28 protein-coding genes and 2 pseudogenes are annotated in these 26050 nt (G+C 62.1%); 12 read left to right on the top strand and 18 right to left on the bottom strand.

Translation table 11 applies throughout. The features are described from left to right. Positions 1 to 44: 44 nt before the first annotated feature. On the bottom strand, positions 45 to 986 hold the full coding sequence (locus tag IB249_RS14300; protein WP_192305720.1) for a LysR family transcriptional regulator: 942 nt from the start codon (positions 984 to 986) through the stop codon (positions 45 to 47). Positions 987 to 1001: 15 nt separating this feature from the next. On the opposite strand from IB249_RS14300, the gene IB249_RS14295 reads away from it, so the two are divergent. Together IB249_RS14295 and IB249_RS14290 are read left to right on the top strand one after the other, a co-directional pair. Then, complete coding sequence (locus IB249_RS14295) at positions 1002 to 1709, top strand: CTP synthase (protein ID WP_192305718.1); 708 nt, start codon at positions 1002 to 1004, stop codon at positions 1707 to 1709. Beyond that, a complete protein-coding gene (locus IB249_RS14290) occupies positions 1706 to 2029 on the top strand; it encodes an antibiotic biosynthesis monooxygenase family protein (protein WP_192305716.1) in 324 nt (107 codons plus the stop codon). The genes IB249_RS14295 and IB249_RS14290 overlap by 4 nt, the downstream gene beginning before the upstream one ends. Before the next feature lie 34 nt (positions 2030 to 2063). On the opposite strand, the gene IB249_RS14285 is transcribed toward IB249_RS14290, so the two are convergent. Continuing rightward, on the bottom strand, positions 2064 to 2390 hold the full coding sequence (locus tag IB249_RS14285) for a DUF2025 family protein (RefSeq protein ID WP_192305714.1): 327 nt from the start codon (positions 2388 to 2390) through the stop codon (positions 2064 to 2066). A gap of 219 nt (positions 2391 to 2609) precedes the next feature. Here IB249_RS14285 and IB249_RS14280 point away from each other — a divergent pair, with 219 nt between their 5' ends. Then, positions 2610 to 3737: a glycerophosphodiester phosphodiesterase gene (locus tag IB249_RS14280; RefSeq protein ID WP_192305712.1), complete on the top strand. Its 1128-nt coding sequence runs from the start codon at positions 2610 to 2612 to the stop codon at positions 3735 to 3737. Positions 3738 to 3930: 193 nt separating this feature from the next. Next, positions 3931 to 4239, top strand: a complete 309-nt coding sequence (locus IB249_RS14275; RefSeq protein ID WP_192305710.1) for a PepSY domain-containing protein — start codon at positions 3931 to 3933, stop codon at positions 4237 to 4239. A 139-nt stretch (positions 4240 to 4378) separates the two neighbouring features. Here the strand turns inward: IB249_RS14275 and IB249_RS14270 are convergent, their stop codons facing one another. Continuing rightward, positions 4379 to 4813: a hypothetical protein gene (locus tag IB249_RS14270; RefSeq protein WP_192305708.1), complete on the bottom strand. Its 435-nt coding sequence runs from the start codon at positions 4811 to 4813 to the stop codon at positions 4379 to 4381. A 232-nt stretch (positions 4814 to 5045) separates the two neighbouring features. Here IB249_RS14270 and IB249_RS14265 point away from each other — a divergent pair, with 232 nt between their 5' ends. Both IB249_RS14265 and IB249_RS14260 read left to right on the top strand, forming a co-directional pair. After that, positions 5046 to 6068: a transporter gene (locus IB249_RS14265; RefSeq protein WP_192305706.1), complete on the top strand. Its 1023-nt coding sequence runs from the start codon at positions 5046 to 5048 to the stop codon at positions 6066 to 6068. Between the two features lie 178 nt (positions 6069 to 6246). Continuing rightward, entirely contained in the window at positions 6247 to 7860 is a 1614-nt protein-coding gene (locus tag IB249_RS14260) for an inorganic phosphate transporter (RefSeq protein ID WP_412548005.1), read from the top strand. Positions 7861 to 7894: 34 nt separating this feature from the next. Here IB249_RS14260 and IB249_RS14255 read toward each other — a convergent pair whose 3' ends face one another. Further along, positions 7895 to 8317: a multidrug/biocide efflux PACE transporter gene (locus IB249_RS14255; RefSeq protein ID WP_192305702.1), complete on the bottom strand. Its 423-nt coding sequence runs from the start codon at positions 8315 to 8317 to the stop codon at positions 7895 to 7897. A gap of 89 nt (positions 8318 to 8406) precedes the next feature. Here IB249_RS14255 and IB249_RS14250 point away from each other — a divergent pair, with 89 nt between their 5' ends. Further along, the gene (locus IB249_RS14250; protein ID WP_192305700.1) at positions 8407 to 9261 is read left to right on the top strand and encodes a LysR family transcriptional regulator; all 855 of its coding nucleotides are present in this window, start codon (positions 8407 to 8409) and stop codon (positions 9259 to 9261) included. Positions 9262 to 9363: 102 nt separating this feature from the next. Here IB249_RS14250 and IB249_RS14245 read toward each other — a convergent pair whose 3' ends face one another. Genes IB249_RS14245 through IB249_RS14235 form a run of 3 tightly spaced genes read right to left on the bottom strand, consistent with a single transcriptional unit; the run spans position 9364 to position 11442 of the window. After that, complete coding sequence (locus tag IB249_RS14245) at positions 9364 to 10596, bottom strand: RNA polymerase sigma factor (protein WP_192305698.1); 1233 nt, start codon at positions 10594 to 10596, stop codon at positions 9364 to 9366. After that, positions 10593 to 10961 carry a YciI family protein gene (locus tag IB249_RS14240; RefSeq protein ID WP_192305696.1) on the bottom strand — a complete coding sequence of 123 codons (369 nt, stop codon included), beginning with the start codon at positions 10959 to 10961 and terminating at the stop codon, positions 10593 to 10595. Before IB249_RS14240 ends, IB249_RS14245 begins: the two co-directional genes overlap by 4 nt. Before the next feature lie 55 nt (positions 10962 to 11016). Next, on the bottom strand, positions 11017 to 11442 hold the full coding sequence (locus IB249_RS14235; RefSeq protein ID WP_192305694.1) for a YybH family protein: 426 nt from the start codon (positions 11440 to 11442) through the stop codon (positions 11017 to 11019). A 141-nt stretch (positions 11443 to 11583) separates the two neighbouring features. Here IB249_RS14235 and IB249_RS14230 point away from each other — a divergent pair, with 141 nt between their 5' ends. Continuing rightward, positions 11584 to 12069: a GNAT family N-acetyltransferase gene (locus IB249_RS14230; RefSeq protein WP_192305692.1), complete on the top strand. Its 486-nt coding sequence runs from the start codon at positions 11584 to 11586 to the stop codon at positions 12067 to 12069. Between the two features lie 125 nt (positions 12070 to 12194). Here the strand turns inward: IB249_RS14230 and IB249_RS14225 are convergent, their stop codons facing one another. The 3 genes from IB249_RS14225 to IB249_RS14215 form a co-directional block, all read right to left on the bottom strand. Then, positions 12195 to 12683: a GNAT family N-acetyltransferase gene (locus IB249_RS14225; RefSeq protein WP_192305690.1), complete on the bottom strand. Its 489-nt coding sequence runs from the start codon at positions 12681 to 12683 to the stop codon at positions 12195 to 12197. 95 nt (positions 12684 to 12778) lie between these two features. Further along, complete coding sequence (locus tag IB249_RS14220) at positions 12779 to 13264, bottom strand: GyrI-like domain-containing protein (RefSeq protein WP_192305688.1); 486 nt, start codon at positions 13262 to 13264, stop codon at positions 12779 to 12781. 67 nt (positions 13265 to 13331) lie between these two features. Continuing rightward, a complete protein-coding gene (locus tag IB249_RS14215; RefSeq protein WP_192305686.1) occupies positions 13332 to 13994 on the bottom strand; it encodes a LysE family translocator in 663 nt (220 codons plus the stop codon). Positions 13995 to 14132: 138 nt separating this feature from the next. On the opposite strand from IB249_RS14215, the gene alaC reads away from it, so the two are divergent. Continuing rightward, positions 14133 to 15347: an alanine transaminase gene (alaC, locus tag IB249_RS14210; RefSeq protein ID WP_192305684.1), complete on the top strand. Its 1215-nt coding sequence runs from the start codon at positions 14133 to 14135 to the stop codon at positions 15345 to 15347. Positions 15348 to 15526: 179 nt separating this feature from the next. On the opposite strand, the gene IB249_RS14205 is transcribed toward alaC, so the two are convergent. Then, positions 15527 to 16879, bottom strand: coding sequence for a GntP family permease (locus tag IB249_RS14205; RefSeq protein ID WP_192305682.1), 1353 nt, complete (start codon positions 16877 to 16879; stop codon positions 15527 to 15529). Positions 16880 to 16960: 81 nt separating this feature from the next. Then, positions 16961 to 17494 carry a gluconokinase gene (locus tag IB249_RS14200; protein WP_192305680.1) on the bottom strand — a complete coding sequence of 178 codons (534 nt, stop codon included), beginning with the start codon at positions 17492 to 17494 and terminating at the stop codon, positions 16961 to 16963. A 215-nt stretch (positions 17495 to 17709) separates the two neighbouring features. Here IB249_RS14200 and IB249_RS14195 point away from each other — a divergent pair, with 215 nt between their 5' ends. From IB249_RS14195 to IB249_RS14185, 3 genes are all read left to right on the top strand, one after another. Next, positions 17710 to 18741, top strand: coding sequence for a LacI family DNA-binding transcriptional regulator (locus IB249_RS14195; protein WP_192305678.1), 1032 nt, complete (start codon positions 17710 to 17712; stop codon positions 18739 to 18741). 90 nt (positions 18742 to 18831) lie between these two features. Further along, positions 18832 to 19464, top strand: a complete 633-nt coding sequence (locus tag IB249_RS14190) for a glutathione S-transferase family protein (protein ID WP_192305676.1) — start codon at positions 18832 to 18834, stop codon at positions 19462 to 19464. A gap of 160 nt (positions 19465 to 19624) precedes the next feature. After that, a complete protein-coding gene (locus IB249_RS14185; protein ID WP_192305674.1) occupies positions 19625 to 20203 on the top strand; it encodes a hypothetical protein in 579 nt (192 codons plus the stop codon). A 117-nt stretch (positions 20204 to 20320) separates the two neighbouring features. Here IB249_RS14185 and IB249_RS30190 read toward each other — a convergent pair. The 6 genes and pseudogenes from IB249_RS30190 to IB249_RS14160 form a co-directional block, all read right to left on the bottom strand. Beyond that, positions 20321 to 20752: pseudogene (locus IB249_RS30190) on the bottom strand (methyl-accepting chemotaxis protein); the annotation flags it as partial. Between the two features lie 117 nt (positions 20753 to 20869). Continuing rightward, positions 20870 to 21640 (bottom strand): annotated as a pseudogene (locus IB249_RS30185) (PAS domain-containing protein); the annotation flags it as partial. 644 nt (positions 21641 to 22284) lie between these two features. Continuing rightward, positions 22285 to 23298 (bottom strand): ABC transporter substrate-binding protein, encoded by a 1014-nt coding sequence (locus IB249_RS14175; RefSeq protein WP_192305670.1) that lies wholly within the window; start codon positions 23296 to 23298, stop codon positions 22285 to 22287. Next, positions 23295 to 23822, bottom strand: coding sequence for a sigma-70 family RNA polymerase sigma factor (locus IB249_RS14170; protein WP_192305668.1), 528 nt, complete (start codon positions 23820 to 23822; stop codon positions 23295 to 23297). Before IB249_RS14170 ends, IB249_RS14175 begins: the two co-directional genes overlap by 4 nt. Positions 23823 to 24029: 207 nt before the next feature. Next, complete coding sequence (locus IB249_RS14165; protein ID WP_192305666.1) at positions 24030 to 24821, bottom strand: phosphate/phosphite/phosphonate ABC transporter substrate-binding protein; 792 nt, start codon at positions 24819 to 24821, stop codon at positions 24030 to 24032. Between the two features lie 49 nt (positions 24822 to 24870). Further along, a complete protein-coding gene (locus IB249_RS14160; RefSeq protein ID WP_192305664.1) occupies positions 24871 to 25812 on the bottom strand; it encodes a fatty acid desaturase in 942 nt (313 codons plus the stop codon). Positions 25813 to 26050: the final 238 nt, after the last annotated feature.

Below are 26050 nucleotides of genomic sequence, written 5' to 3'. Positions count from 1 at the left end.
CCCACAGGGATTGCAGCCCGCTCGCGAGGAGGCCGGCACACACCTCAAGACAACCGCAACGCCCGCCCCAGCTCATCGAACAACGTCACCACCGAACGCAACGCACGACAATCCGGACGCGTCAGCAACCAGATGGCGGTGTCGCACCCCGGCAGTGGGTCGCTGATGGCCTGCAGGCCATCGCCGATCAGGAAATCCGGCAACACCGCCACGCCCAGGCCCGCGCGTACCAGTTCGGTGACCGACAGCATGCTGTTGCAGCGATACCCCGGCATCACGCCCGGCAAGGCTTGATGACGCCAGGCCACCGTCGGGTGATCGGGCAGGAAACCATCCGGCGCAATCCAGGTGAGTGCCTCCAGTTCTGCGGCATCGATCGATTGCAGGTAACCGGCGCTGGCGCAGACCCGATAGGAAACGTCAGCCAGGTGTCGGCCCACCAGATGCTCCGGCGGCGCGCAGGTCAGGCGCAGGGCGATGTCGGCATCCCGACGGGTGAGGTTGGCGAAGTCGTTGGAGGTGCTCAGTTCGAGGGTCAGCGCCGGATAGTCCGGCATGAAACGCGCCAGTGCCGGCAACAGCAAGCCCTGCAACACCGAGTCGGTGCAGGTCAGGCGCACCGTTCCGCTGATGACATCGCCGCCCTGCTCCACGCCGATTCGCGCGGCTTCCAGTGCCTGCTCGGCCCGTTCCGCCTGCTCGGCCAGAGACTGCGCCAAGGTCGTCGGCAGGTAACCGGCGCGGCTTTTTTCGAACAGTTGCTGACCCAGCGCACCTTCCAGGCGACGCACGGCGCGAAACACCGTCGACACATCCACCTTCATCAGCTGCGAGGCCCGGGCCAGAGAGCCGCCGCGCACCAATGCAAGGATCAGGGCAAGGTCCGGGTAGTCCAGCCGATAGTGCGTGGCTGCATTGATCATTTGGGAAAATGCCCATATTGAGTGCGTGAACGCCAATTTATAGTGGACCTCGGGAATCAACAAGCGCAGAGGCTGATCATGGAAAACCGCGTCATTCGCATCGCCCTGATCGGCGACTACGACCCCCAGGTCACCGCCCACCAGGCCATCCCTGTGGCTCTGGGCCTGGCCGCCGAACACAGCGGCCTGAACGTGCAAGGACAGTGGCTGGCCACCGAGTGCATTCACGCCGACACCCCGCTCGAGGTCTACGACGGATTCTGGTGCGTGCCGGGCAGCCCCTATCGCAACCTGGAGGGCGCCTTGCGGGCGATCCGTTTTGCCCGCGAACGCCCACGACCTTTCCTTGGCTCCTGCGGCGGTTTTCAGCACGCGGTGCTGGAGCACGCCCGCCATGTACTGGGTTGGTCGGACGCCGAGCACGGTGAACTATCGCCCGACGCTGTCAGGGCAGTGATCACGCCCCTGACCTGCTCACTGGTGGAAGCCATCGACGACATTCAGTTGCGTGAAGGCTCATTGATCGCCCAGGCGTACGAAACATCGCAGATCCGTGAAGGCTATCGCTGCCGCTACGGGGTGAACCCGGCGTTCGAACAGGCGCTCCTCAAACATGACCTGCAGCCTGTCGGGCACGATGCAGCGCAGGGGTTACGGGCCATTGAGCTCGAAGGTCATCCCTTCTTCGTCGCGACCCTGTTCCAGCCGGAGCGGGCGGCGCTCCAGGGCGTCCTGCCACCGTTGGTGCGAGCGCTGGTCGATGCCTGCGCGCAGGGGCAAGCATGATCGCCAGCACACCGCCCGCGCCCTATTACGCGGTGATCTTCACCTCGCTGCGCACGGACGGCGATCAGGGCTATGCCGAAGCCGCCGAACGGATGGTGCAATTGGCGCGCGAACAGCCGGGGTTTCTCGGGGTGGAGTCGGCCCGGGGCAACGACGGGGTGGGGATCACCGTGTCGTATTGGACCAGCGAGGCGGCGATCCTGGCGTGGAAGCATCATCCTGAGCACAGCGCGATCCGTGAGCGCGGGCGCTCGACCTGGTATGCGCGGTGTCAGACACGGGTGTGTCGGGTCGAGCGGGCGTATGAGTTCAGCCTGTAACCCGCGATGCGACCGGCACACTCACCGCAATGCCTCAGCCCTGCACCAAACGGCGCACCGCCGAAATCTCCGGCACCTGCTGGCGACTCATGTACACCCGCAACGGCTCGGTGATGTTGATCCGGTCATCGATGTGCTGGTCGAGCAGCAACTGGATCAAATCGCGCTTGAGGGTCATGGCCTGTTCCGGGCCCGGTGCCCAGACGAACTCACTGGCCGGGATGATGCCGTCATCCGCCACGTCCATGCCGAAGGAGTCTTCGCTGAAGCGCACGATGTAGCGGCCGGTCTTGCGGTTGAGGCCGACAAAGCCCTTGAGTTGATCGGCGGCCTGGCAGATGAGTTGGGAAGTGATGCGCATATAAACCTCACAAAAGATCGATGGTTTACACGCCTGGCAAGATGAACGGCGCTCCCTCTGCCGGGGAGACTGCCGTGGCCAAGAGTACTGCAAAGCACCGCACAGATGTGTTGAAAAAAACCGCTTTAAACACGTTTATGTCGGTCTCGCGATAGCGCGGTCGGCGCTCAGTTGTTAAAAGAGACGTCTTCGAAAACTCTCTGCGAAAGGATCTCGACCATGCCAGCCACTTTCACCAAGAGCGCCCTGTTGCTGAGCCTGCTGCTCGGCCTCGGTCAGGCCCAGGCCGCTACCGAGCCAAGTCCCGCCACACTGGCGGCCCGGTCGGGCATCCCGCACCCGGCAGTGATTGCCCATCGTGGGGCCTCGTTCGATGCACCGGAATCCACCGCCGCCGCCTATAAAGTGGCGCGCGACCTGGGGGCCGATTACCTGGAACTGGACCTGCAACGCAGCAAGGACGGCGTGCTCTTTGCCCTGCACGACAACAACCTGCAACGCACCACCGACGTCGCCAGCAAATTCCCGGAACGCAAGGACAGCCCGGCCAATGCGTTCACCATGGCGGAGCTGAAAACCCTGGACGCCGGCAGCTGGTTCAACACCGCTTACCCGGATCGCGCGCGCCCCGCCTTTGTCGGTCTGAAGATCCTCACCCTCGACGAAATCATCGATATCGCCCAGGAAAACCCGCTGCACAAACCCGGTCTGTACATCGAAACCAAGGAGTCGAAGCAGTTTCCCGGCATCGAACGCGACCTCAAGGACAAACTGCATGACCGTGGCTGGCTGATTCCGGCCGGTTCCAAAGGGGCGAAAAGCGCCCTGGCGGTCGGCCAAGGCAGCGGCCGGGTGGTCCTGCAAACGTTCGAGAAGAGCAGCCTCGAACTGCTGGAAAAGGAAATGCCGCAGGTGCCGAAAATCCTGCTGCTGTGGGTGGGCGAAGGCAACATCGAACCCAAGTCCAAAGTGACTTTCGCCGAGTCGGGCGACAAGGACCACGCGACCTACTACGCCAGGCAGGAACCGAAAAGCAAAGCCGAATTCCAGCAATGGATCGATTACGCCAAAGCCCAGGGCGCTATCGGCACCGGGCCTTCCGCCGCACTGACCCACGGCGGCGACCAGAGCTATTCGGACCTGGTGCAACCGTGGATGAACCAGTACACCCACGATCAGGGTCTGCTGGTGCACGTCTATACCGTCGATGAAGCGGTGGATTTCCAGAAGGTCATGGAGGCCGGCGTCGATGGCATCTTCACCAACCGCGCCAGCGAGCTGTTGAAATTCTACAAACGCCCGGCCGCCGCAAGTGTTGCGCAGGTGCTCAAGAACAACGGTTACTGAAACGGCAGGAGCGAGCTTGCTCGCGAAGATCGCCAACGATACCGCGCACAACCTGGTGCCCCGCGGTCTATCGGCATCCATCGCGAGCAGGCTCGCACAGGCAAAAATTTTGCGGAGCAGGGAATTTTAAGGGTGGATTAAGTTACGAACGCTAACCTGAACTCACTTAAACAGCACACCAAGGAAAGCCCCCATGAAGACTTTGACTGCCCTGTTCACCGCCGCTGCACTGACCCTCACCGCTGGCCTGGCGCAGGCGGCCGATGTGCCTGTCGACCAGATTCCTCAGTTGGTCAAGGACGGCAAGATCAAGCCGCTGGAAGAGTTGAACCAGATCGTATTGAAGCTGCACCCGGGTGCCACGATCACCGACAGCGACCTGGACCAGCACACCAACCTCTACGAGTACGAAGTCGAGCTGCGCGACGCCAAGGGCGTTGAGTGGGACGTGGACTTGAACGCGGCCACCGGTGAAGTCCTGAAGAACAAGCAGGACAACTGAGGCCAGCCTGCAACGGCATCGCCATTCCCCTGTGGGAGCGAGCCTGCTCGCGATGCGGTCTGACAGACACCTTGACGGTGACTGACACGCTGCATCGCGAGCAGGCTCGCTCCCACAAAACTGTCTGCAATCTCCTCCATCAAGCCGTCGTGCTGACCATCGTGCCCGAGGTGCTGCCGCCCTCTTCCTGCAAGGCTGCCAGCAACGCAGCCGTGGCGGTCTGCAACGATGCCGAGGTGCTCGTCACCTGCGCTTGAGCCGCCGCCACACTCGCCGCCTTGGCGTCCTCGCTTTGCTGTTCGGCCTGGGCCGCCTGCAGCTGTTGCTGCGCCTCCTGCAACTGCTTTTGCAACTCGGCAATCTGCTTGCGCAGGGCCTTTACCGAATCGGATTCTTCACTGCTGGCACTGCTGCCGCCCGCCGTCGGTGCCCCGCCTGCGGCGACTTTGTTGCTGTCGCTGGAAGTGTCGGTAGTTGCCGTGGCGGACGTGTCGTCCGTGCCGTCGCTGGCGGCGACTTTGCTGGCGGTTGTCGAAAGCGGTTGGGTGATCGAAATCGAGATCATGCTGACCATGGCGTTTTCCTTTGAAGTGACGGGTTTACGCCCATCATCGACATCGCCCGCACCGACTTGAGATCGACTGTGTACCGACTCGGTAAGCAAACCGGTACACAGCCCGTGGCGTCATGCGCTCAAGCGTGCCATCGCCAACTCGACGTCACATAAGTGTCATCCAGCCTTGCGATGATTCGGCTCAAGTGAACCTGTGAAATCCGCGACAGGCGCCTCCTTGCAGCGAGCCTTCATGAACCACAGCATCGACCAAAGCCATCGCGATCCGGACCTGTTCGGTCTGCTCTACGGCTTCAGTTTTCGTCCCGGCGAACGTGGCCGTGAAATCGATTCGGCGATGGCGTTGAGTCGCCTGCAACAACCCGACGACAGCGACGAGTTTCTCTGGCTGCACCTGAACCTCGCCCACGCCGCGTGCGAGCGCTGGATGAAAAATCACCTGGAATTGCCCGACGAGTTTTTCGAGGCCTTGCACGAAGGCTCGCGTTCGACGCGCATCGAACATGTCGACTCGGCGCTGCTGGCGGTGGTCAACGATGTGGTGTTCAACCTCAGCAACATGGTTTCCTCGGATGTCTCGACGCTGTGGGTGTGCGTGCGCAGCCGGCTGATCATCAGTGCGCGCCTTCAACCGCTGCACTCGGTCGACAAGTTGCGTTCCTCGGTGAAGGCCGGCGAGCGCTTTCGCTCACCGCTGGAACTGCTGGTGCATCTGCTGCGCGACCAGGGCGAGGTGCTGACCCAGATCGTGCGCAAGACCAGCCAGAGCGTCGATCAGATCGAGGATGAATTGCTGTCCTCGCGCCTGTCGACCAACCGCGCGGAACTGGGCACCAACCGCCGGGTGCTGGTGCGCCTGCAACGGCTGCTCGCGCTCGAGCCGGGCTCGTTGCTGCGCCTGCTCAACCGCCCGCCGCAATGGCTGCAGAAAGAGGACGTGAAGGAGTTGCGCAAGTCCACCGAGGAGTTTGCGCTGATCATCAACGACCTCACGGCGCTGGGGGAGCGGATCAAGTTGTTGCAGGAAGAGATCGCCGCCAACCTCAACGAACAGAGCAACCGCACCCTGTTCACTCTGACGGTGGTGACGGTGCTGGCGCTGCCGATCAACATCATCGCCGGTTTCTTTGGCATGAACGTCGGCGGTGTACCGCTGGCCGGCGATCCGGAAGGATTCTGGATTCTGGTGGCGTTGGTCGCGACCTTCACCGTGATCGCCGGTCGCTGGGCGTTTCGCAAGCGCCAGGATTATTGAGTACCGTGGGCGCGTAGCGATTTACCGGACAGGCCGCCCTCAATGGATCTGCCCCCACAACGGACGATTTCGGATCAACGGCCCACCCAATTCCCCTAACACTGATCCAACGCAGTGTCTCTGTCAGCCAATGAAACGATCATGACGAACATTCCTCTCCCCCGATGGATTGTCCGTCATGGCTATTTCTTCCTTTGCCCCTGCACCGGCGTCCGCCAGCAGCGGCAAGTCGCTGCTGGACAAGAAGCCCAGCCTGTTCACCCTGGTGATGTTCTTCGGCGTGCTGGCCTGCGGCCTGTTGTTCACCGCATACAGCCTGATGCACGACATGCGCGAAATCGGCACGGTGGTCACCACCTGGACGCCGTTTCTGTTACTGGGTGTCGCGCTGCTGATCGCCCTGGGCTTCGAGTTCGTCAACGGCTTCCATGACACGGCCAACGCAGTGGCCACGGTGATCTACACCCACTCGATGCCGCCCAATGTCGCGGTGGCCTGGTCGGGGTTCTTCAATTTCCTCGGGGTGTTGCTGTCCAGCGGCGCGGTGGCGTTCGGCATCATCGCCCTGCTGCCGGTGGAGCTGATTCTGCAAGTCGGTTCGTCCGCCGGTTTCGCCATGATTTTCGCCCTGCTGATCGCGGCCATCCTGTGGAACCTCGGCACTTGGTGGCTCGGCTTGCCGGCTTCGTCGTCGCACACGCTGATCGGCTCGATCATCGGTGTGGGCGTGGCCAATGCCCTAATGCACGGCCGCGACGGCACCAGCGGCGTGGACTGGGCGCAGGCCATCAAGATCGGTTACGCACTGCTGCTGTCGCCGCTGGTCGGTTTCGGTTTTGCCGCGCTGTTGCTGCTGGCCCTGCGTGCCTTCGTCAAGAATCGTTCGCTGTACAAGGCTCCGCAAGGCAACACGCCGCCACCCTGGTGGATCCGCGGCATGCTCATCGTGACCTGCACCGGGGTGTCGTTTGCCCACGGCTCCAACGACGGCCAGAAAGGCATGGGCCTGATCATGCTGATCCTGGTGGGCACCCTGCCGATGGCCTATGCGTTGAACCGCACCATGCCGGCCGATCAGGCCCTGCAGTTCGCCGCAGTGGCCGAAGTCACCCAGCAGGCGCTGATGAGACATTCGTCGCTGCCGGCACCGGCCGATCCGCGTCTGGTGCTGTCCGCTTACGTGGGCAGCAAGCAAGTCACACCGCAACTGATACCGGCCCTCGCCGCGCTCACCGGCAGCATCGGTGCGCAGGTCAAGGGGTACGGCTCCTTGTCCAGGGTGCCGGCGGAAGCGATGGGCAACGTGCGTAACGACATGTACCTGACCAGTGAAACCATTCGCCTGATGGACAAGCACAAGGTCGGCCACTTCGACGCCGACACCACGGCCAACCTGCAATTGTTCAAGCAACAGATCGACAACGCCACGCGCTTCATTCCTCTGTGGGTGAAGATCGCCGTCGCGATTGCCCTGGGCCTGGGCACCATGGTCGGCTGGAAACGCATCGTGGTGACGGTCGGCGAAAAGATCGGCAAGACCCACCTGACCTACGCCCAGGGCGCCTCGGCCGAAACCGTGGCCATGCTGACCATCGGCGCGGCGGACATGTTCGGCCTGCCGGTGTCGACCACTCATGTGTTGTCGTCGGGCGTGGCCGGGACCATGGTCGCCAACGGCGGCGGCTTGCAGATGAAGACCATCCGCAACCTGCTGATGGCCTGGGTGCTGACCTTGCCGGCGGCGATCGTGTTGTCGGGGAGTCTGTACTGGTTGTTCTCCCGGTTGTTCTGAGTCCCCTGCCCTATGGGAGCAGGGGCATCAGCCATCAGGCACTGACCAGCCGCGCCCGCATCACGTCGTAGCCCCAGTGGTAAACGTAGGTGTACGGCAGGAAAAACAGCAGCACGCCGATGTCCATCAGGAACGCCTGCCACAGGCTGACGTCCAGCCACCAGGCAATCAGCGGCACGCCGACCGCCACCAACCCGCCTTCGAACAGCAGCGCATGGATCACTCGGGTCCAGGCGTTGTGCACCACCGCGAAATGCCGCAACACGCGATCGAACACGCCGTTGAACACCACGTTCCAGGCCAGTGCCAGCGCCGCCAGCACCACCGTGACCACGCCCATGTCGAGCATCGGCTTGTCCATGATCCAGGCCAGCAGCGGCGTACAGATCAGGATCGCCAGCAGTTCGAAGCCAATGGCCTGGCAGATGCGTTCAAGGATGGATTTGTCGGCGGTCATGACCAGCACTCCTGAGTGAATGTGGTTGTCATCATCCTGCCCCGCACCGATACTTCCTAACCAATAACCATCGACCAGGACGATAGTTCATGGCCTCCCACGAAGTGTTGCAGGCGTTTGTACAAGCGGCCACCCAGGGTTCGTTTTCCGCCGCGGCCCGCAAGCTCGGGCGCAGTCAGTCCACCGTCAGTGCAGCGGTGGCGAGCCTGGAGATCGACCTGGATCTGCTGCTGTTCGACCGCAGCAGCCGCAAGCCGACCCTGACCCCGGCCGGGCATGTGATGTTGCAGCGGGCCGAGGAGATCCTCGCGGCCACCAGTCGCCTGGAAATGACCGCCAGCCAGCTGGCCCAGGGTGTCGAACCGAAGCTGACCGTGGCGTTGTCCGACACTTACCAGTCCGACCGTTTCGAAGCCGCACTCAGCGCGTTCGAGCAGCGTTACCCGGACCTCGAATTCGAGTGCCTGATTGCCGAATGCGATGACCTGATCGCGCTGGTCCAAAGCGGGCGGGCCCAGGTCGCGTTCGCCGAACAGCAGCCCAGTTACCCGCCCGACCTGGAAAGTGCCACGGTGCAGGAGCACACGGACATTGCGTTGTTCGTGTCCCGCCGGCATCCGTTGACGGCCCTGTCGGGGATCGATCAGGCGGTGTTGCAACAGCACCGGGAGTTGCGCCTGGCAACCATCGTCAACCCATACGAAAGCCGCGCGAAGGGGCGTGTCTGGTCGGCGCCGAGTTACCTGATGCTGCTGGAAATGGCCGAAGGCGGGTTCGGCTGGGCGCCGCTGCCGCGCTGGCTGGTGGCGCGATTTGGCGCCGGAACATTACAGGAACTGCAGGTGCGGGGCTGGCCCCGGCCGCTGTTCGTCGATGCGCTGTGGTCGCGCCTGCATCCACCGGGGCCGGCGGGGAGCTGGCTGTTGGGCAGGATGCTGGAATAGCGGTGCGGCCATCGCCAGCAGGCTCGCTCCCACAGGAGGCCATGGTGCAAAGAACATCCATTGTGGGAGCGAGCCCGCTGGCGATGGCTCCGATGAATCCCTTCACAATGCCTTGAGCCGCGCCTCGATGAACCGTCGCTCCGGCACCTGTTGCGTCAAGGTCAGCGCCCGCTCGTACGCCGCTCGCGCCTCCTCCACCCTGCCCAGTTGCCGACAGAACTCCGCCCGCGCCGAATGCGCCAGGTGGTAATCCTGCAAATCGCCGCGGGCCAGGATGTCCTCGATCAAGGTCAGCCCCGCCAGCGGTCCATCTCGCCGGGAGATCGCCGCTGCGCGGTTCAACTCGATCACCGGCGAAGGCACGGCGGCCAAGAGCACGTCATACAGCCCCACGATCTGCTCCCAGTCCGTCTGCGCCGCCGTCGTCGCTTCGGCGTGCACCGCCGCGATGGCCGCCTGCAGGCAATATGGCCCGAAGCGCCCCTGGCCCAGGGCTTGCTCGGTCAAGGCGCAACCTTCGGCGATCAACCCGGCATCCCACAGCGAGCGGTCCTGCTCATCCAGCAGGATCAGCTCACCGGTGGGCGAGGTGCGCGCCGTGCGTCGCGACTCGTGAAGCAGCATCAATGCCAGCAGGCCCATCACCTCGGGCTCGGGCAGCAATTGCATCAGCAGGCGCCCGAGCCGGATCGCCTCGCGGGTCAGGTCTTCGCGAGTCAGTTCGTTGCCGATGGAGGCGGAGTAGCCTTCGTTGAACACCAGGTAAATCACCCGCAGCACGCTGTCGAGTCGCTCGGGCAGTTCTGCCAGGGTCGGCACCTGATAGGGGATTTTCGCGTCGCGGATCTTCGCCTTGGCGCGCACGATACGCTGGGCGATGGTGGCCGGCGCGCACAGGAAGGCCCTGGCAATTTCCTCGGTGGTCAGGTCGCAGACTTCACGTAAGGTCAGCGGCACCTGGGCGTCCGCCGCCAGCGCCGGGTGGCAGCAGGTGAAGATCAGGCGCAGACGGTCGTCTTCCACATCGTCATCACTCCAGTGGGCCTGCTCCAGGGCCTCCGCCTGCGCTATCAGCAACGGTCGGGACGCAGCGAACCGGGCACGCCGACGCAGGACATCGATGGCTTTGAAACGCCCGGTGGACACCAGCCAGGCCCGTGGATTGTCCGGTACGCCGTCACGCTGCCAACGCTCCACGGCAATGAAAAAAGCTTCGTGCAGCGCCTCTTCGGCGAGGTCGAAATCACCCAGCAGGCGAATCAGGGTCGCCAGGATTCGCCGCGATTCTTCGCGATAAACCTGTTCGACCCGCGCCTGGACGGATACGGCCGTCATCGGTGCTGCTGGCCTTCGCGCTGCGGGTTCAGTTGCCGAATCGGCCGCACCTCGACACAGCCCACCCGGGCCGCCGGAATATGGCCGGCGACCTGCAGGGCCTCATTGAGGTCCTTGGCATCGATCAGGTAGAAACCGGCCAACTGCTCCTTGGTTTCGGCAAACGGTCCATCGGTGATCGACAGCTTGCCGTTGCGCATGCGCACCGTGGTGGCCGTCTGCACCGACTCCAGCGCTTCGGCCGCGAGCATCCGTCCGCTGCCCTGGATCGACTCGGCGTAGGCCATGCACTCAGCGTCTTCCGGGCTGTCGGGCAGCGAATGCAGCAGGCGCTCATCGCTGTAGACCAGGCATAGATACTTCATGGTGTTCTCCGGGGTTGCACGGATCAACTATGGCCGCAGATCGCGGATTTGGCGACTAAGGCTGCACATCGAACAGGGTGGCGCCGCTCATCGGGTCGAACGGTGCCGACCAGTGCTCGTGGACAATCTTCCACGTCCCGCCAACCTGCCGGTAACACGCGGTGGCGCGCATCCAGCAACTCTGGGTTTCGCCCTTCTCGTTGGTACCGCCGCAGTTGGCCACCCAATGGGCGAAGGCGATGTTTGGCGCCACTTCGATGGCAATTTCGTGGAACTCGAAGACGTGCGGGCCCGGGCACATTTCCATGCACGCCAGCCAATGCTCGCGGTAGGCGGGTTTGCCCTTGAATTGCAGGGCCTTGATCGCATCGAACGAAAGGATGTCGTCGGCGTACAGGGCCATGACCTTTTCCACATCCTTGGTCATGACGGCCTGGCGATAAGTGTCGATCAGGGTTTGAATTTCAGTCTGTGCGCTCATGGTGTTCTCCGTGTTTTTTGTGGTGAAGACACCCCTAGTCGTTCGACGATGAGCGGGATCGACAGCTGAAACAAAAAAAATCCGAGGAAAACAAAACCGCTAGAATCGGCAGCTCATCTTTGTAGGAAAAAGGAAATTCCCGTGTCAGCCCGACTCGTGCCTTACGAAAGCCTGAATGCCACTCAACGACAACAGGTCGAGGCCATTGAAATCCATCCCGAGCAGATCAAGTTCTCCGGCGACATCCACGGAGCCTTGCATACCCTGCTGTCGAAACCCGGCCCCGGCGTGAAAGGTTTTGCCCTGCTGGCAGACGAGGTCCCGGTGGCCTTCCTGCTGCTCAAGCGCCCGCCATTGCTGCCGGCCTGGGCCGATGAGCACAGCGCCACCTTGCATGCGCTGCAAGTCGATCATCGCGCTCAAGGCAAGGGCTATGGCAAGGCCTGCCTGCAGGCGCTGCCCGACGTCGCGCGTCAGGCCTGGCCGGAGATCAAGGGCCTGGAACTGTCGGTGGACGCCGACAACGATGCCGCCATCGCCCTGTACGCCCGCTATGGCTTCGTCGACAGCGGCGAGGCGTACAAGGGGCGGATCGGCTATGAGCGGCGGATGGGGATGAGTTTCTGATAGCACGCCCCGGCCCCTGTGGGAGCGAGCCTGCTCGCGATGGACTTCCAGGCACCGCTGGGTGTCAGGTCGCCAGCGTTAACGTTGACGACCATCGCGAGCAGGCTCGCTCCCACAAAGAGCGATTACAGTGTCAACACCATCTCATGCCACGCCATGCCGCCATGGTCGGAGGCCGACGGCTTGATGTAGGCAAAGCCGAACCCGGCGTACAGCGGGATGTGCCGCTCCTTGCACATCAGGTGAATCGTCGCCTTGTCCAGGCCGCGCATGCGCTCGATGAACTCGCCCATCAGGCGTTTCGCCAGGCCCTGGCCCTGGAAGTCGGGGTGCACCACCACCGACATGATCACCACGTTCGGGCCTGCCGGGTCGTGACCGATCAGTTCCTTGAACGCTTCGTCGGACATTTCCACCTCGAACGCCGCGCCGGAATTGATGAAACCCGCCACCACGCCGTCCACCTCGGCGACGATAAAACCGTCAGGCCAGGTGGCGATGCGCGTGGCGATTTTCTCCCGGGTGGCGGCTTCGTCCCCTTCGTACGCCACGGTTTCGATGGCGTAGCAGCGGTCCAGGTCGGCAGGCGTAACGGGGCGGATGACGGTGTTCATGGCAGGTCGCAGTCAGCTGGAAAAGGCTGGGGATCATAAATCAGCGTCGGCATGACATCGAGAGACAAATCCTCGATCCGCCTTCGATGGTCGTCTCACGCCTTGATCGGCACCCAGATCTCCAGCTTTCCGGTGTTGAGCTTCGGGTTGAAATCTTCGCTGTAGCGCTCGAACTCCGGAGCATCCGCCGCTTGATGGCCGGACTGCGGCAACCAGGTTTTCCAGATGTACTGGAAGGTCTGCGGCAAGCTCTCCAGCGTGCCCTTGTGTTCGAACACGGCGTATTGCTGCGGCTGCACTTCAACCCAACGGTAGGTGTCAGGCAGGTCATCGAGTTTGCTGATCTCGACACCGGCGATGTACTCGAAACCGCCCTTGCCATCCGGATTACAACAGATGCCGTAGGTCACGTCGCTTTTCTGCCCTGGGATCTTGCCGATGTGTGGAATGAATTTCGCCCAGAGGTCGGGAATGCCCTGGGTCGTATCCTGGGTGAAGCGTCCACCCAGCCCTGCGATCAGCTGGAAATGCCCGTGTTCGAAACGTGGTTCGGCCAGCAATGCGCCTGATAGCTCATCCATGACACGACTCCTGAATCAGAAAAGTGGGTTCGGCTGGGAGTATAGAGGTCATTCCCGATTCGCCCAATTACAGGCTGTGCAACGCCTCTGCGGCACCGCCTCCGACAAACTCGTTATACCCGGAAAGGATCACGTACACCGCGAAATAGCAGAAGATCGCCGCCGATGCCAGGTAGGAATAGCGCAACAGCTTGTCGCCCAGCAACTTACCGCCATGGCTCGCGGCGAAACACAGGCCCGCCGACCACAACAGCCCGGCGCAGAGAAAACCGCCCAGGAACAACGCAGAACTGAGCGGGCCGCCCCCGCCGGAACGGGCGATCAGGGTGCCGCCCACCGCCGCGAACCAGAGGATGGCGCTGGGCGACGACACGGCGAGGAAGATCCCGCGAAAGAATTCCTTGCGGTGGGAGTTGTGGCCCACCTCGGCGGTTTCGGCCAGCAACGCCTCGTGGTGAATCGCCGAATAGATCATCTTTGCCGCGAAATAGATCAGCAGCGCCGAGCCGCCGATCCACAGGACCCAGCGCACGGTTTCGTATTGCAGCAGAACGGTCATGCCGGCCAGGGCCAGCACCGCGTAGATCAGGTCGCCGACACAGGTCCCCAACCCCAGGGCAAAGCCTTGAAAATAGCCGCGCTGCATGGCCAGGGTGATCATCGCGATGTTGGCCACACCAATATCCAGACACAGAGAAAGGCTCAGCAGGAAGCCGCTGCTAAATTCCATCGAACGATTTCCTTCGGAAAAAAATGTTTACATTCAAGCTGGACAGTCTGTCACAGCTTTCCGTACATTGCGCCACAGGTCACCGCAGTGACCAGCGTCGCTCGGACGGTTCCGGGCGCTTACGTTATCGAGGCAACAATGGCCGAACAAGGTTCGCCGCGCCGCTTTGCGCGCATAGATCGACTCCCCCCCTACGTTTTCAACATCACCGCCGAGCTGAAGATGGCCGCCCGCCGCCGTGGCGAAGACATCATCGACTTGAGCATGGGCAACCCCGACGGCGCCACGCCGCCGCACATTGTCGAGAAACTCGTCCAGGTCGCCCAACGTGAAGACACCCACGGTTACTCCACGTCCAAGGGCATCCCGCGCCTGCGCCGGGCGATTTCCAACTGGTACAAGGAACGCTACGAGGTCGAGATCGACCCGGAAAGCGAAGCCATTGTCACCATCGGTTCCAAGGAAGGCCTGGCCCACCTGATGCTGGCCACCCTCGACCAGGGCGACACGGTGCTGGTGCCCAACCCGAGCTACCCGATCCATATCTACGGCGCCGTGATTGCCGGTGCCCAGGTGCGTTCGGTCCCGCTGGTGCCGGGCGTGGACTTCTTCGCCGAACTGGAACGGGCGATCCGCGGCTCGATCCCGAAGCCGAAGATGATGATCCTCGGCTTTCCGTCCAACCCCACCGCGCAGTGCGTGGAGCTGGACTTCTTCGAACGTGTGATCGCGCTGGCCAAGCAGTACGACGTGCTGGTGGTGCATGACCTGGCGTATGCCGACATCGTCTACGACGGCTGGAAAGCCCCGTCGATCATGCAGGTGCCAGGCGCCAAGGACATCGCGGTGGAGTTTTTCACCCTGTCCAAGAGCTACAACATGGCGGGCTGGCGGATCGGTTTCATGGTCGGCAACCCGGAGCTGGTCAACGCCCTGGCGCGGATCAAGAGCTACCACGACTACGGCACCTTCACCCCGCTGCAAGTCGCCGCGATTGCCGCGCTGGAAGGCGATCAGCAATGCGTGCGCGACATCGCCGAGCAATACCGGCAGCGTCGCAATGTGCTGGTCAAGGGCCTGCATGAACTGGGCTGGATGGTCGAGAACCCGAAAGCCTCGATGTACGTCTGGGCCAAGATTCCCGAGGCTTACGCCCACCTGGGCTCGCTGGAGTTCGCCAAGAAACTGCTGGCCGAGGCCAAGGTCTGCGTCTCGCCGGGCGTGGGTTTCGGCGAGTACGGCGACGACCACGTGCGCTTCGCCCTGATCGAAAACCAGGACCGGATTCGCCAGGCCGTGCGCGGGATTCGCGGGATGTTTAGGGCGGATGGGTTGGTGCACAAAACCAACTGACGCCTCCTGCCCCTGTGGGAGCGGGCTTGCTCGCGAAGAGGGACAGTCTGTCAACGAAGATGTTGTTTGACACACCGCTTTCGCGAGCAAGCCCGCTCCCACAAGGACGGTATTCAGCCTGATCGATCACCCACAAAAAAACCGCATCGCTGCGGTTTTTTTGTGCCTGCCGAGCGGGCTTAGACGAACAGCGACAACAACAGGATAAAGCCCAGACCGACCACCGACAGGATGGTTTCCATCGCGGTCCAGGTCTTGAAGGTTTCCGCCACGGTCATGTTGAAGTACTGCTTGACCAGCCAGAAGCCCGCGTCATTCACGTGGGACAGGATCAACGAACCGGCACCGGTGGCCAGCACCAGCAGTTCACGGTTGACCCCTGGAATCATCCCCACCACCGGCACCACGATGCCCGCGCCGGTAATGGTTGCCACGGTCGCCGAACCGGTCGCGATGCGGATCACCGCTGCCACCAGCCACGCCAGCAGGATCGGCGAAATCTGCGCCGCCACCGCCATGTGGCCGATCACGTCACCCACGCCGCTGGTCACCAGCATCTGCTTGAAGCCGCCACCGGCACCGATGATCAGGATGATCGCGGCGGTCGGGGCCAGGCTCGCGTCCAGCCACTTGAGCATCTGCTGCGAGCCGATGCCCTGCTTGTAGCCGAAGGTGTACAGCGACAGCAGCAACGCCAGCAGCAGGGCCGAGATCGGGTGACCGATCAGGTCCATGAAGGTGCGGAAAAAGTTGCCATCCGGCAGCACCACATCGGCGAAGGTCTTGAGCAGCATCAGGAACACTGGCGACAGCACGGTGACCAGGGTGATGCCAAAGCTCGGCAGATCGGCCGAATCCGACTCACGCGCCAGTTGATCCACCAGCTCCTGGTTCGGATGACCGGGGATGTGCTTGGCAATGAACGTACCGAAAATCGGGCCGGCAATGATGGCCGTCGGCAGTGCGACGATCAGGCCGTACAGGATGGTCTTGCCGATGTCGGCACCGAACACGCCGATGGCCAGCAACGGGCCCGGGTGCGGTGGCACCAGGCCGTGCACGGCGGACAGGCCGGCCAGCAGCGGGATCCCGATCTTGATGATCGACACGCCCGTGCGCCGGGCCACGATGAACACCAGCGGGATCAACAGCACGAAACCGATTTCGAAGAACAGCGGGATGCCCACCAGGAACGCGGCGAACATCATCGCCCACTGCACCTTGTCCTTGCCGAACGCCCGGATCAGCGTCTGGGCAATCTGATCCGCCCCGCCCGACTCGGCCATCATTTTGCCGAGCATGGTGCCCAGCGCGAGGATGATGCCGACGAAACCGAGCACCCCGCCGAAGCCGTCCTGGAACGCCTTGATGATGGTGCCGATCGGCATGCCGGAGGTCAGCCCGAGAAAGGCGGCGGCAAGGATCAGGGCAATGAACGGGTGGAACTTGAACTTGGTGATCAGGACGATAAGCCCGATCACCGTGACCACTGCATCGAGCAGCAGGAACGTCTCGTGGGACATGCCAAACATTAGGGGTGTCTCCTGGTTGTTGTTGTTATTAAAGCGGGTTATTCGAGCGCCATGAGGACAGCGCTGTCTTTTCGAGCAAAATCAACCGGCGCGTTTCAGGCCGTGCGCCAGCCACCAGGCGTGGGCCTGTTGGGCCAACTGCGCGACGCTGTGATTCGAAGCGTCGAGCGCCAGGGTCAGCGGCTCGCCCACAGGGGATTCGAGGGTGGCGAACTGGCTGTCGATCAGGGTCGATGGCATGAAATGGCCCGGGCGATGGGAAACGCGGTCGGCGGCGACTTCGGGCGTCAGCTCGAGGAACACGAAACCCAGGCCCGGCAAGGCGCTGCGCAGGCGCTCGCGATAAATGTGCTTGAGCGCCGAGCAGGTCAGCACCGGGCGCTGGCCCGAGGCATCGACGCGGCGCAATTCGGCGCACAGCGTATCGAGCCAACCGGCACGGTCGTCGTCGTTCAGGGGGATGCCTGCGCTCATCTTTTCGATGTTGGCGGCAGGGTGGAAAGTATCGCCTTCAATGGCAGTGGCGCCGCTGAGCTCGCAGAGAGCTTCACTGACGCAGGTCTTGCCGCAACCGGCAACGCCCATGATGACCAGGGCGGTGATGGGATGATTCATGTAACACCTCAGCGCGCAGACAGCGCTACCTTTGTCAGTTATGACACTGCAGCAAAAGCAGAAGTTGCCGACGCCTTCTTGTCATTTTTGTGGGTTGCAGCTAATTCGGTCCCAACGCCGAAAAGCGAGGTTCAGGTCAAACTCGCTTACGCATTTGCAGCTGCTTCGGGACAGCGCTACCTTAGTGCCTTGAATTTTGTTTGGCAAGCCGCCCGATGACCGCCCCTAAAAACGATAAAAATACCCGAACCACTGGCCGTCCGACCCTCAATGAAGTCGCCCGCCTGGCCGGCGTCAGCCCGATTACCGCCTCCCGCGCCTTGCGCGGGGTCAGCACGGTGGCCACCGAACTGGTGGAAAAGGTGCAGCGAGCCGCGCTCGAACTCAACTACGTGGTCAACCCCGCCGCCCGCGCCCTGGCCTCGGCCCAGAGCCATTCGGTCGTGGTCCTGGTGCCGTCGCTGTCCAACCTGCTGTTCATCGACACACTGGAAGCCATTCATCAGGTTTTACGCCCCAAGGGCTTCGAAGTGCTGATCGGCAACTTCCATTACTCGCGCGATGAAGAAGAAAACCTGCTGCGCAACTACATGGCCTATCAGCCTCGCGGCCTGCTGCTGACCGGGTTCGACCGCACCGAAAGCTCGCGACGGATGATCGAAGCGAGCAATATTCCCTGCGTCTACATGATGGAGCTGGACAGCGCGGCCGGGCTCAACTGCGTCGGTTTCTCGCAACTGGCGGCCGGCGAAACGGCGGCGCAGCACCTGCTGTCACGCGGGCGCAAGCGCCTGGCCTACATCGGCGCGCAACTGGATCAACGCACCCTGTTGCGTGGCGAAGGGTTTCGCAAAGCATTGCAGAGTGCCGGTCGCTATGACCCGGACCTGGAAGTGCTGACCCCGCGCCCCTCCTCCGTTGGCCTGGGCGGCGAGCTGTTCCTGCAATTGATCGCCAGTCACCCGGATGTCGATGCGATCTTCTTCGGCAACGACGACCTGGCGCAGGGCGCGCTGCTGGAAGCGATGCGCTGCGGCATCAAGATCCCCGAGCAGGTGGCGATCCTCGGCTTCAACGACCTGCCGATGTCGGCGCACATGGTGCCGCGCCTGAGCAGCATCAACACCCCGCGCGAGGCCATTGGCCGGCGCGCTGCGGAGCAGATGCTGACCCTGATGGCGGGTAACACCGTGGCCAGGCCGGTGCAGGACATGGGCTTCGAATTGAAGGTGCGCGAAAGCACCTGACCCTGGCAGACGTTCAGGCGACGCTTTTCAACTAACCTTGAAGGGGTGCCTCGGCGTCCTGAAGCATCGAATCGCTGAAGGAGTGGCTCAATGGAACAGGTCCTGAAAATTCTTGGCAAAGCGTCGTCCATCAACGTCAGGAAGGTCCTGTGGACCTGTGACGAACTGAACATCGACTACACGCGCGAAGACTGGGGCAGCGGTTTTTCCTCGACCCACAGCCCGGAATTCCTGCGCCTGAACCCCAACGCCCAGGTGCCGGTGATCATCGACGAGGCCGGCGTGCTGTGGGAGTCCAACACCATCTGCCGCTACCTGGCCGGCAGACAGCAAAACACCGACCTGCTGCCCCACGAACCGGCGGCTCGGGCACGGGTCGAGCAATGGATGGACTGGCAGGCCACCGATCTCAACGCGTCCTGGCGCTATGCGTTCACCGCCCTGGTGCGCAAGGACCCGGAATTCCAGGAGCCGCAGCGCATTGCCCACGGCCTGCGCGACTGGAACCAGAAAATGGCCATCCTCGAACACCAGCTCGCCACGACCCGGGCCTATGTCGCCGGCCCTCGCTTCACCCTGGCGGACATTGTCATCGGGCTGTCGATCAACCGCTGGCTGATGACACCGATGGAACGGCCCGACTTCTCCGCCATCGATGAATATTTCCAGAGGCTGGCGCAACGCCCCGGCTTCCTCAAACACGTCTGCAACGGCCTGCCCTGATCGGACGGCCGCTGCCGCCCGGCGGCAAAAGCTGACCGCTCGACCTTGGATTGTTTAGCCGACGATACAGTGTAAGTTATTGTAATTAATGACTTTTATACCTTAGGCACACTAATTGCTCTCGGCACTGTACCGCAACCACCTACAAGGTCTACTCATCATGTTGGTCAGTGCAAAACCCAATCTAGTGACGCCGCTCGTCCTGAAGAAACCCGGCGAAGAGCCCAACGCGGAAGCCGCCGCGGGCCTTCAGGGCGGCCTGCAAGCTGCCTTGATGCAGAACGTGCAGAACAACATCCAGCTGCAGAACAGCAAGGAGGCGGGCAACGTTCAGGCCGCTGTCTCCAAACAGAGCACCGAGCAGGTCAACGCCGCGAACAAAATCAGCGACAACATCGACGAAGCGTTCGCCAAAACCCGCGTGGAACTGCAAACGACCTATGCACCACTGCCCGAGGGCACGAAGGAGCGCATCGGCACGTCCGGCAGCGCTACCCAGGACTTCAAGGACTGGATGGCCAAGAGCCCGGAACAGCGCATCCGTGATGCGATTCTGGAAGAGATGGGCCTGACCCAGGAAGAGGTCGACCAGATGCCGCCGGAGAAGCAACAGGCCATCGGTGAGGAAATTGCCAAGCGCATGCAAGACAAGGCAGCCATTGCCAAGACGGAAGAAGCCCAACAGAGCGGCGATCCGGAAAAGGCCGCTGTGGTCGACAAGTTCCTGGCGTCGCTGTAAGCCTGCACCTGCGGGAGCGCGCCTGCTCGCGATGGCCGCCCAGGCAACCCGGGCATTCAGACAGCCCGCGTTATCGTTGACGGCCATCGCGAGCGGGCTCGCTCCCACAGGTATCCGTCAGTTCAATTGCAGCGTTGAATTGAACTGGCTGATCGCGTCCACCACATGCCGCGAGCCCTGCTGAATCTCCAGAATCACCTCCCCCGCCTCGTTCGCCAGTTCTACGCCCAGCCCGGTTCGGCTCAAACTCGATTGCATGCTGGTCACCGCACTCACCGACAGGTCGTGGTTGCGGCGCACCACATCAACGATTTCCACGGTCGCCTGACTCGTGCGAGCCGCGAGGCTGCGCACTTCATCGGCGACCACCGCGAACCCTCGTCCATGCTCCCCGGCGCGTGCCGCTTCGATGGCGGCGTTGAGCGCCAGCAGGTTGGTCTGGTCGGCAATGCCACGAATGGTCTGGACGATGGTGCCGATGATGTCGGACTGTTTGCTGACCGCATCGATGCTCAGCGCGGCCTCGTTCAAGTCCCGGGAAATGTCCTGGATGATCTGCACCGTCTGCTGCACCACCTGAGAGCCTTTCTGCGCGCAGGCGTCGTTCTGCACCGAAGTGCTGTGGGCCGATTCGGCGGCAGTTTGCAGGGTGGTCATCTGCCGAGTGATGTCGCTGGCGAACTTCACCACTTTGTACAGCCGCCCCTTGGTGTCGAACAACGGGTTGTAGGACGCTTCAAGAAAAATGGTACGGCCGTGTTTATCCTTGCGCTCGAAGCGGTGGGAATGAAATTCGCCGCGATTGAGCGAAGCCCAGAACGCCCTGTAGCCCGGGGATTCGGCTTCGGCACGGTGGCAAAACAAGCTGTGATGCTGACCGACGATTTCGTTGAGCGAGTAGTGCGTGGCCTGCAGGAAGTTGTCATTGGCGGTGATCACCCGACCTTCGGGGGTGAATTCGATCACCGCCATGGAACGGCCGATGGCCTCGAGCATGCTTTTATTTTCGTGCTCCTCGTGCACCCTGTCAGAGATGTCGCTGGCCACCTTGATCACGCTCTTTACCTGGCGGTCAGGGCCGAACACCGGCATGTAACTGGCTTCGAGCCACACCTCCCTGCCGTTTTTGTCCAGACGTGGAAACGTGCCGCTGACCGGTTCGCCACGGGCCAGGTCACGCCACAAGCGGGCGTACTCTTCACTGCGGTAAAACGCCTCTTCACAGAAAATCCGGTGATGCTTGCCTCGCACTTCTTCGACGCTGTAGCCCATGGCCGCGCAGAAATTTTCGTTGGCATCGAGGACGAAACCGTCCGGCGTGAATTCAATCATCGCCATCGAACGACAGATCGCGGCCAGTTTGGCGTTGGCCTCGCTCAGCGCGCAGCTGAAGCGTTCGATTTCCAGCAGGTCAGCCTTGTGATGAAGGTTAAACATGTCATATCACCCTAAGCGCGGTTCTTTGATTGATGAAAGTTCTGCGGTCTTTCAACGTATCCACCACAACGTTCCAAGGAACAGGCACACGCGCCCCTCCACACGAGGGGCTGTTCAGGTGATCAATGATGTTGAATCGGAGAGTCCATGTGGCAACGCTCTTATCAAGACATCCGTCTCTTGATAGCCCGGGACCGGGCCAACCCTGATGTATTCACAAGCAATTCCCTTTCACGCAAAGCTCCCGGTCGCTCGTTATCGGTGCCTTGTCTCGCGCACTCTCGAGCCAGCAGCCGGACATCCGTCCGACATAGTTAGTTACGAATCAGCATAGCCAGCCGCTTACGGCCTGCAAGGCCACTAGTCGGCCAGTATTGAGGACAAAAACGATTCAGCACGTGGGGGCTTAATGATCAGCCAGCATCGCCAGGAGTGCCTGCACCGCTGCCGAGGGTGGCTTGCCTGGGCAATGGCCGCAAAGTCGCGCTCATCGCTTGCATGCGAGTTTTACTGAACAGGCTGAATGCCATGTTGCGGGACGGAACCGAATGGCGGTGACGGGTGGCATGGGGAAAACAGTTGCTCCCACCGGAAACGCATTCCATCGTGGGAGCGAGCCTGTTGGCGATAACCGGCTTCTTTATCTACAGGCTGGAACTGACTTTTTCAGCCACCTCCCCCGGCACCCAGCCCTTCCACACCTGCGGCTGATCACGCAAAAACGCCTGCGCAACCTGGCGCGGTGGCTGGCGTTTCTCGGCCATCTGCGCCAGGGTCTGGTTCAGCAGGTCGATGGGGAAATCGACTTTCTCGAACAACGCCACCAGGTCCGGATACTGCGCCTTGAACGGTGCGGACACGCCAATGGCCAGGCTCGCCGGCATCGAGCGTGTGCCCTTGGGGTTTGGATGATTGGCATCGGACAGGGTTTTCCAGGCGTCGGCGTCAAACGGCGGCTCCTCGAGTTTCACCAGTTTGTACCGTCCCAGCAAAGGCGTCGGCGACCAGTAGTAGAACAACACCGGTTTGCCGCGACGAATCGACGACGCCACTTCGGCATCCAGCGCCGCCCCGGAGCCGGTACGGAAGTTGACGAAGCTGGTGGTCAGGTCGTAGGCCTTGAGCTTCTGGCTGTTGACGATCTCCGACGTCCAGCCGGTCGGGCTGTTGAGGAAGCGTCCCCGGCTCGGGTCCTCGGGGTCGCGGAACACATCCTTGTAGCGCGCCAGATCGGCCACCGACTTCAGCTCCGGCGCCAGCGGTTTGAGACCGCGTTCAGGGTCGCCCTTGATCACGTATTCCGGCACCCACCACCCCTCGGTGGCTCCTTTGACGGTGTCGCCCAAGCCAAACACTTTGCCTTCGGCGGCGGCCTTGACCCAGGCAGGGCTGCGCCCGGCCCATTCTTCACCGATCACCTGGATGTCATTTTTGGCCAGGGCGGCTTCGAGGCTGACGGTGCTGCCGGGCAAGGTGTCGGTCGGGTAACCGTAGCCTTTTTCGACGATCAGCCGCAGGACTTCGGTAATCAGGCTGCCGCTTTCCCAGGTGATGTCACCGAAGTGGATCGGCGCGGTTTTTTCGGCGGCGGGGACATGGCTGGCCACCAGGCTCAGGGCCAGCAGCGAACCGCCGAGCAGACTTTTGATCGATTTCATGCGGACCTCTGATGCAAGGGTTCATTGGCGCTGTGCGGGGCGCATAACGCGAGGGAGCGGGTCATGTAGACGCTGACCGAGCGTTGGGAAATGCCCAGCTCGGCCGCGATCTGCGGGTACGTCAGGCCATCGATCCGCGACAGCAGGAACGTCGCCCGGACCTTGCCTGGCAGTCGCTCCAGGGTGCGGTCGAGGCCCTGCAGGGTTTCGCTCAGTTGCAGCAGAACCTCGGGCGAGGTCACGGCTGGCGGATCGAAGTGTTGCAGGTGTTCGCGGTGCCGGCGCTCCAGATCACGGCGCCGCCAGAGCTGATAAATCAACCGCTGGGCGATGGTGGTGAGCAAGGCACGGGGCTCGCGAATCGGCGCCAGGCCGGGCGATTCGAGCAGTTGCGCAAAGGTTTCCGCGGCGATGTCTTCGACGCTGGAATGAGTACCCAACTGCTGACGCAGGCGGGCGCACAACCAGGGGTAATGGGCGCGGAACAATCCGCCCACGGCGTGACGATGGTCGGTGCCGGACATAGAGGCTCCAGGGGTTAGGGTCGCTGAATGTCCGGTGGCCCGGTGAGGCGAATCCTAGCAAGGAGCCTTATTCATTAATAATACTTAAAATTCATTTTTATATTCGATAAAGGAATTTATGCACAACATCGCGAGCAGGAATCCAGGGAACTGTGGGAGCGAGCCTGCTCACGATGGCAATGGCGCCGACGCCACTGGTTCTCCCGCTCACCGCACCCGCCCATACCCCAAGCCCTGCGCCTCTCGCTGATAATCGAGCAGCACCTGATAATCCTCCTCGCCGGCCGGCAACACCTCGCTTAAACCGAGTACTTCGGCGACCTCAGGCAACTCGCCCAATGTCTCGTTCATGACCCTGCGCAACGCCGTGACCTGCTCGTCACTGGCCGTCACGGCGGTGATGTACGGCAAGGTCGGGCTCGACGCACTGCGCTCCACCACGCGCAGCCCCCTCACTTCCTGCTCGGCGTGCCGCGCCAGGTAGGCGAAGGTCACGCTGTCGATGGCGGCGAGGTCGGCCAGATCGTCGCGCAGCCAGCGCAGGCTCTCGCGATGGCTGCCGCTGATGCCGACATGGGTGAAGAACTGCCCGTCGCGGTGCAGCGGCGCCAAGCGCTGACGCAACAGGTTCATCCCACTGTTGGAGTCTTCGCCGTTGATCACGCCGCGACTGTTGAAGAAGTCAGGCAACGTCCGGCGAGGATCATCGGCGCGGCTCAACAACAGGCTGCAATGATTGCCGCCACTGGCCTCCGGCAGCTCATAGCGGGGTCGGCCGACCACCCGCACCTGACCGCGCAAGGCCGTCATCAACGGGTAGCCGCAGGTTTGCGTCAGTAACAGCTCCGGCGCCCGCCACAGCTCAAGCAGCGGCAACCCGCCAGCGCCACGGCGCGTGCTGCCCAGGCGCTCGAGAATCCGCGCCAACCAGCGCTCGTTGGCCTGCTGGATGGGTTCGGGGGCGACGTACATGAGTAATTCGGCAATCTGTCGGGTCATCGGAAAATCGTCCCTGCACACCATTGAACGGTGGGAGTACTGACTGGAATCAGTGGAATGGATGTCGTGGGCTGTCGATCGCCTTTATCCCATTCTCGCGCCACAACTGGCCATAACCGCGCACCAGAAACCCGCCGCTGCGCGCCAGCCATTGTTCGCGGCGCGCGTGGTAGACCCGGGGCAGGTCGTACCAGGGCAGGCCCGGCAGGTCGTGATGCACCAGATGGAAATTGAGGTTGAGGAACAGCCAGCGCCATGGCCAGGCCGCTTCGTTAAGTACCGTGCGCTGCTCGGGTTGCGCGTGGGGACGATGCTCGTAATAGGAACGGATCATCGCAATCGACAGCGCCGGCACACTGATCAGCAACAGGTAATGCCACACCGGCAACACGCTGTAGCGGGCGATGAACAGCAACATCAACAGGGTCAGCGTGCCGTGGCTCAGCCACATCAACCAGGCCTGACGCTCACCGGCCTGCAGCCGTTGCAGCTCTTCCCGCGCCAGCCCCAGCAGCGCCAGGGGCGCACCCAGGAGGAAGCGACCGAGCACGGTTTTGTTCAACCAGTGCAGGCTCTGCTCGTACAGTGAACGGTCCTGCCATTGCCGCGCACTCAGATAACGGCTTTCAGGATCGATGCCGGGTAGCGTCAGGTCTTCGTCGCGGTGATGCCGCAAGTGGCTGTCGCGATACAGGGTGTAGGGATACCAGACGGCGAACGGCGCATAGCCGAGGATTTTGTTCAGCGTGGTCCAGCGGGTCGGATGGCCATGCAGCAATTCGTGCTGCACCGATAACCAGAGCACCAGCAGCACGATCAATGCCAGCGTGCTCCACCCAAGCCCCAATCGGGCGCTGCCCAGCACCAGGCTGAACCAGCCGACGTACACGGCGACAAGCAGCAACCAGGTCGGCCACTCGGTGCGAGCCGTCAGGCGTTGGCGCAGGGTTTCGATTTCTTCTCGATGGGCACTATCGAAGTAATGGGGCATGGCGTTGCTCGGATCAGGGACCAGTCCCCTTCTGTGCAACAGCGCCTGGAAATCTTGCAGATTATTTTTTGCGAAGCGGCGGCGATCATTCCCACACCCTGCGCGGGAATGATCTTCCTGCGTGTGGCGTCAGTGACCGAACACGTCCACCTTCTTGGCCTTCTTGTCCGCACGCTTTTCATCGGCGGTCTTTGCCGGTTTCTTCTTTGCCGCTTTTTTTGAATCCATGCCTTTGGCC

Source organism: Pseudomonas sp. PDM04 (genome assembly GCF_014851765.1).
Lineage (GTDB): Bacteria > Pseudomonadota > Gammaproteobacteria > Pseudomonadales > Pseudomonadaceae > Aquipseudomonas.
This window is presented reverse-complemented; position numbering and strand designations above follow the sequence as displayed.

Bases quoted from the DNA above. Each gene is read 5' to 3' on its own strand.
- IB249_RS14270 (WP_192305708.1), bottom strand. From the start codon at position 4,813: ATGGTCAGCATGATCTCGATTTCGATCACCCAACCGCTTTCGACAACC.
- IB249_RS14275 (WP_192305710.1), top strand. From the start codon at position 3,931: ATGAAGACTTTGACTGCCCTGTTCACCGCCGCTGCACTGACCCTCACC.
- IB249_RS14175 (WP_192305670.1), bottom strand. From the start codon at position 23,298: ATGAAATCGATCAAAAGTCTGCTCGGCGGTTCGCTGCTGGCCCTGAGC.
- IB249_RS14285 (WP_192305714.1), bottom strand. From the start codon at position 2,390: ATGCGCATCACTTCCCAACTCATCTGCCAGGCCGCCGATCAACTCAAG.
- IB249_RS14215 (WP_192305686.1), bottom strand. From the start codon at position 13,994: ATGGAATTTAGCAGCGGCTTCCTGCTGAGCCTTTCTCTGTGTCTGGAT.
- IB249_RS14280 (WP_192305712.1), top strand. From the start codon at position 2,610: ATGCCAGCCACTTTCACCAAGAGCGCCCTGTTGCTGAGCCTGCTGCTC.
- IB249_RS14240 (WP_192305696.1), bottom strand. From the start codon at position 10,961: ATGAAGTATCTATGCCTGGTCTACAGCGATGAGCGCCTGCTGCATTCG.
- IB249_RS14225 (WP_192305690.1), bottom strand. From the start codon at position 12,683: ATGAACACCGTCATCCGCCCCGTTACGCCTGCCGACCTGGACCGCTGC.
- IB249_RS14195 (WP_192305678.1), top strand. From the start codon at position 17,710: ATGACCGCCCCTAAAAACGATAAAAATACCCGAACCACTGGCCGTCCG.
- IB249_RS14170 (WP_192305668.1), bottom strand. From the start codon at position 23,822: ATGTCCGGCACCGACCATCGTCACGCCGTGGGCGGATTGTTCCGCGCC.
- IB249_RS14235 (WP_192305694.1), bottom strand. From the start codon at position 11,442: ATGAGCGCACAGACTGAAATTCAAACCCTGATCGACACTTATCGCCAG.
- IB249_RS14165 (WP_192305666.1), bottom strand. From the start codon at position 24,821: ATGACCCGACAGATTGCCGAATTACTCATGTACGTCGCCCCCGAACCC.
- alaC (WP_192305684.1), top strand. From the start codon at position 14,133: ATGGCCGAACAAGGTTCGCCGCGCCGCTTTGCGCGCATAGATCGACTC.
- IB249_RS14200 (WP_192305680.1), bottom strand. From the start codon at position 17,494: ATGAATCATCCCATCACCGCCCTGGTCATCATGGGCGTTGCCGGTTGC.
- IB249_RS14290 (WP_192305716.1), top strand. From the start codon at position 1,706: ATGATCGCCAGCACACCGCCCGCGCCCTATTACGCGGTGATCTTCACC.
- IB249_RS14255 (WP_192305702.1), bottom strand. From the start codon at position 8,317: ATGACCGCCGACAAATCCATCCTTGAACGCATCTGCCAGGCCATTGGC.
- IB249_RS14220 (WP_192305688.1), bottom strand. From the start codon at position 13,264: ATGGATGAGCTATCAGGCGCATTGCTGGCCGAACCACGTTTCGAACAC.
- IB249_RS14160 (WP_192305664.1), bottom strand. From the start codon at position 25,812: ATGCCCCATTACTTCGATAGTGCCCATCGAGAAGAAATCGAAACCCTG.
- IB249_RS14205 (WP_192305682.1), bottom strand. From the start codon at position 16,879: ATGTTTGGCATGTCCCACGAGACGTTCCTGCTGCTCGATGCAGTGGTC.
- IB249_RS14295 (WP_192305718.1), top strand. From the start codon at position 1,002: ATGGAAAACCGCGTCATTCGCATCGCCCTGATCGGCGACTACGACCCC.
- IB249_RS14185 (WP_192305674.1), top strand. From the start codon at position 19,625: ATGTTGGTCAGTGCAAAACCCAATCTAGTGACGCCGCTCGTCCTGAAG.
- IB249_RS14265 (WP_192305706.1), top strand. From the start codon at position 5,046: ATGAACCACAGCATCGACCAAAGCCATCGCGATCCGGACCTGTTCGGT.
- IB249_RS14250 (WP_192305700.1), top strand. From the start codon at position 8,407: ATGGCCTCCCACGAAGTGTTGCAGGCGTTTGTACAAGCGGCCACCCAG.
- IB249_RS14245 (WP_192305698.1), bottom strand. From the start codon at position 10,596: ATGACGGCCGTATCCGTCCAGGCGCGGGTCGAACAGGTTTATCGCGAA.
- IB249_RS14190 (WP_192305676.1), top strand. From the start codon at position 18,832: ATGGAACAGGTCCTGAAAATTCTTGGCAAAGCGTCGTCCATCAACGTC.
- IB249_RS14260 (WP_412548005.1), top strand. From the start codon at position 6,247: ATGGCTATTTCTTCCTTTGCCCCTGCACCGGCGTCCGCCAGCAGCGGC.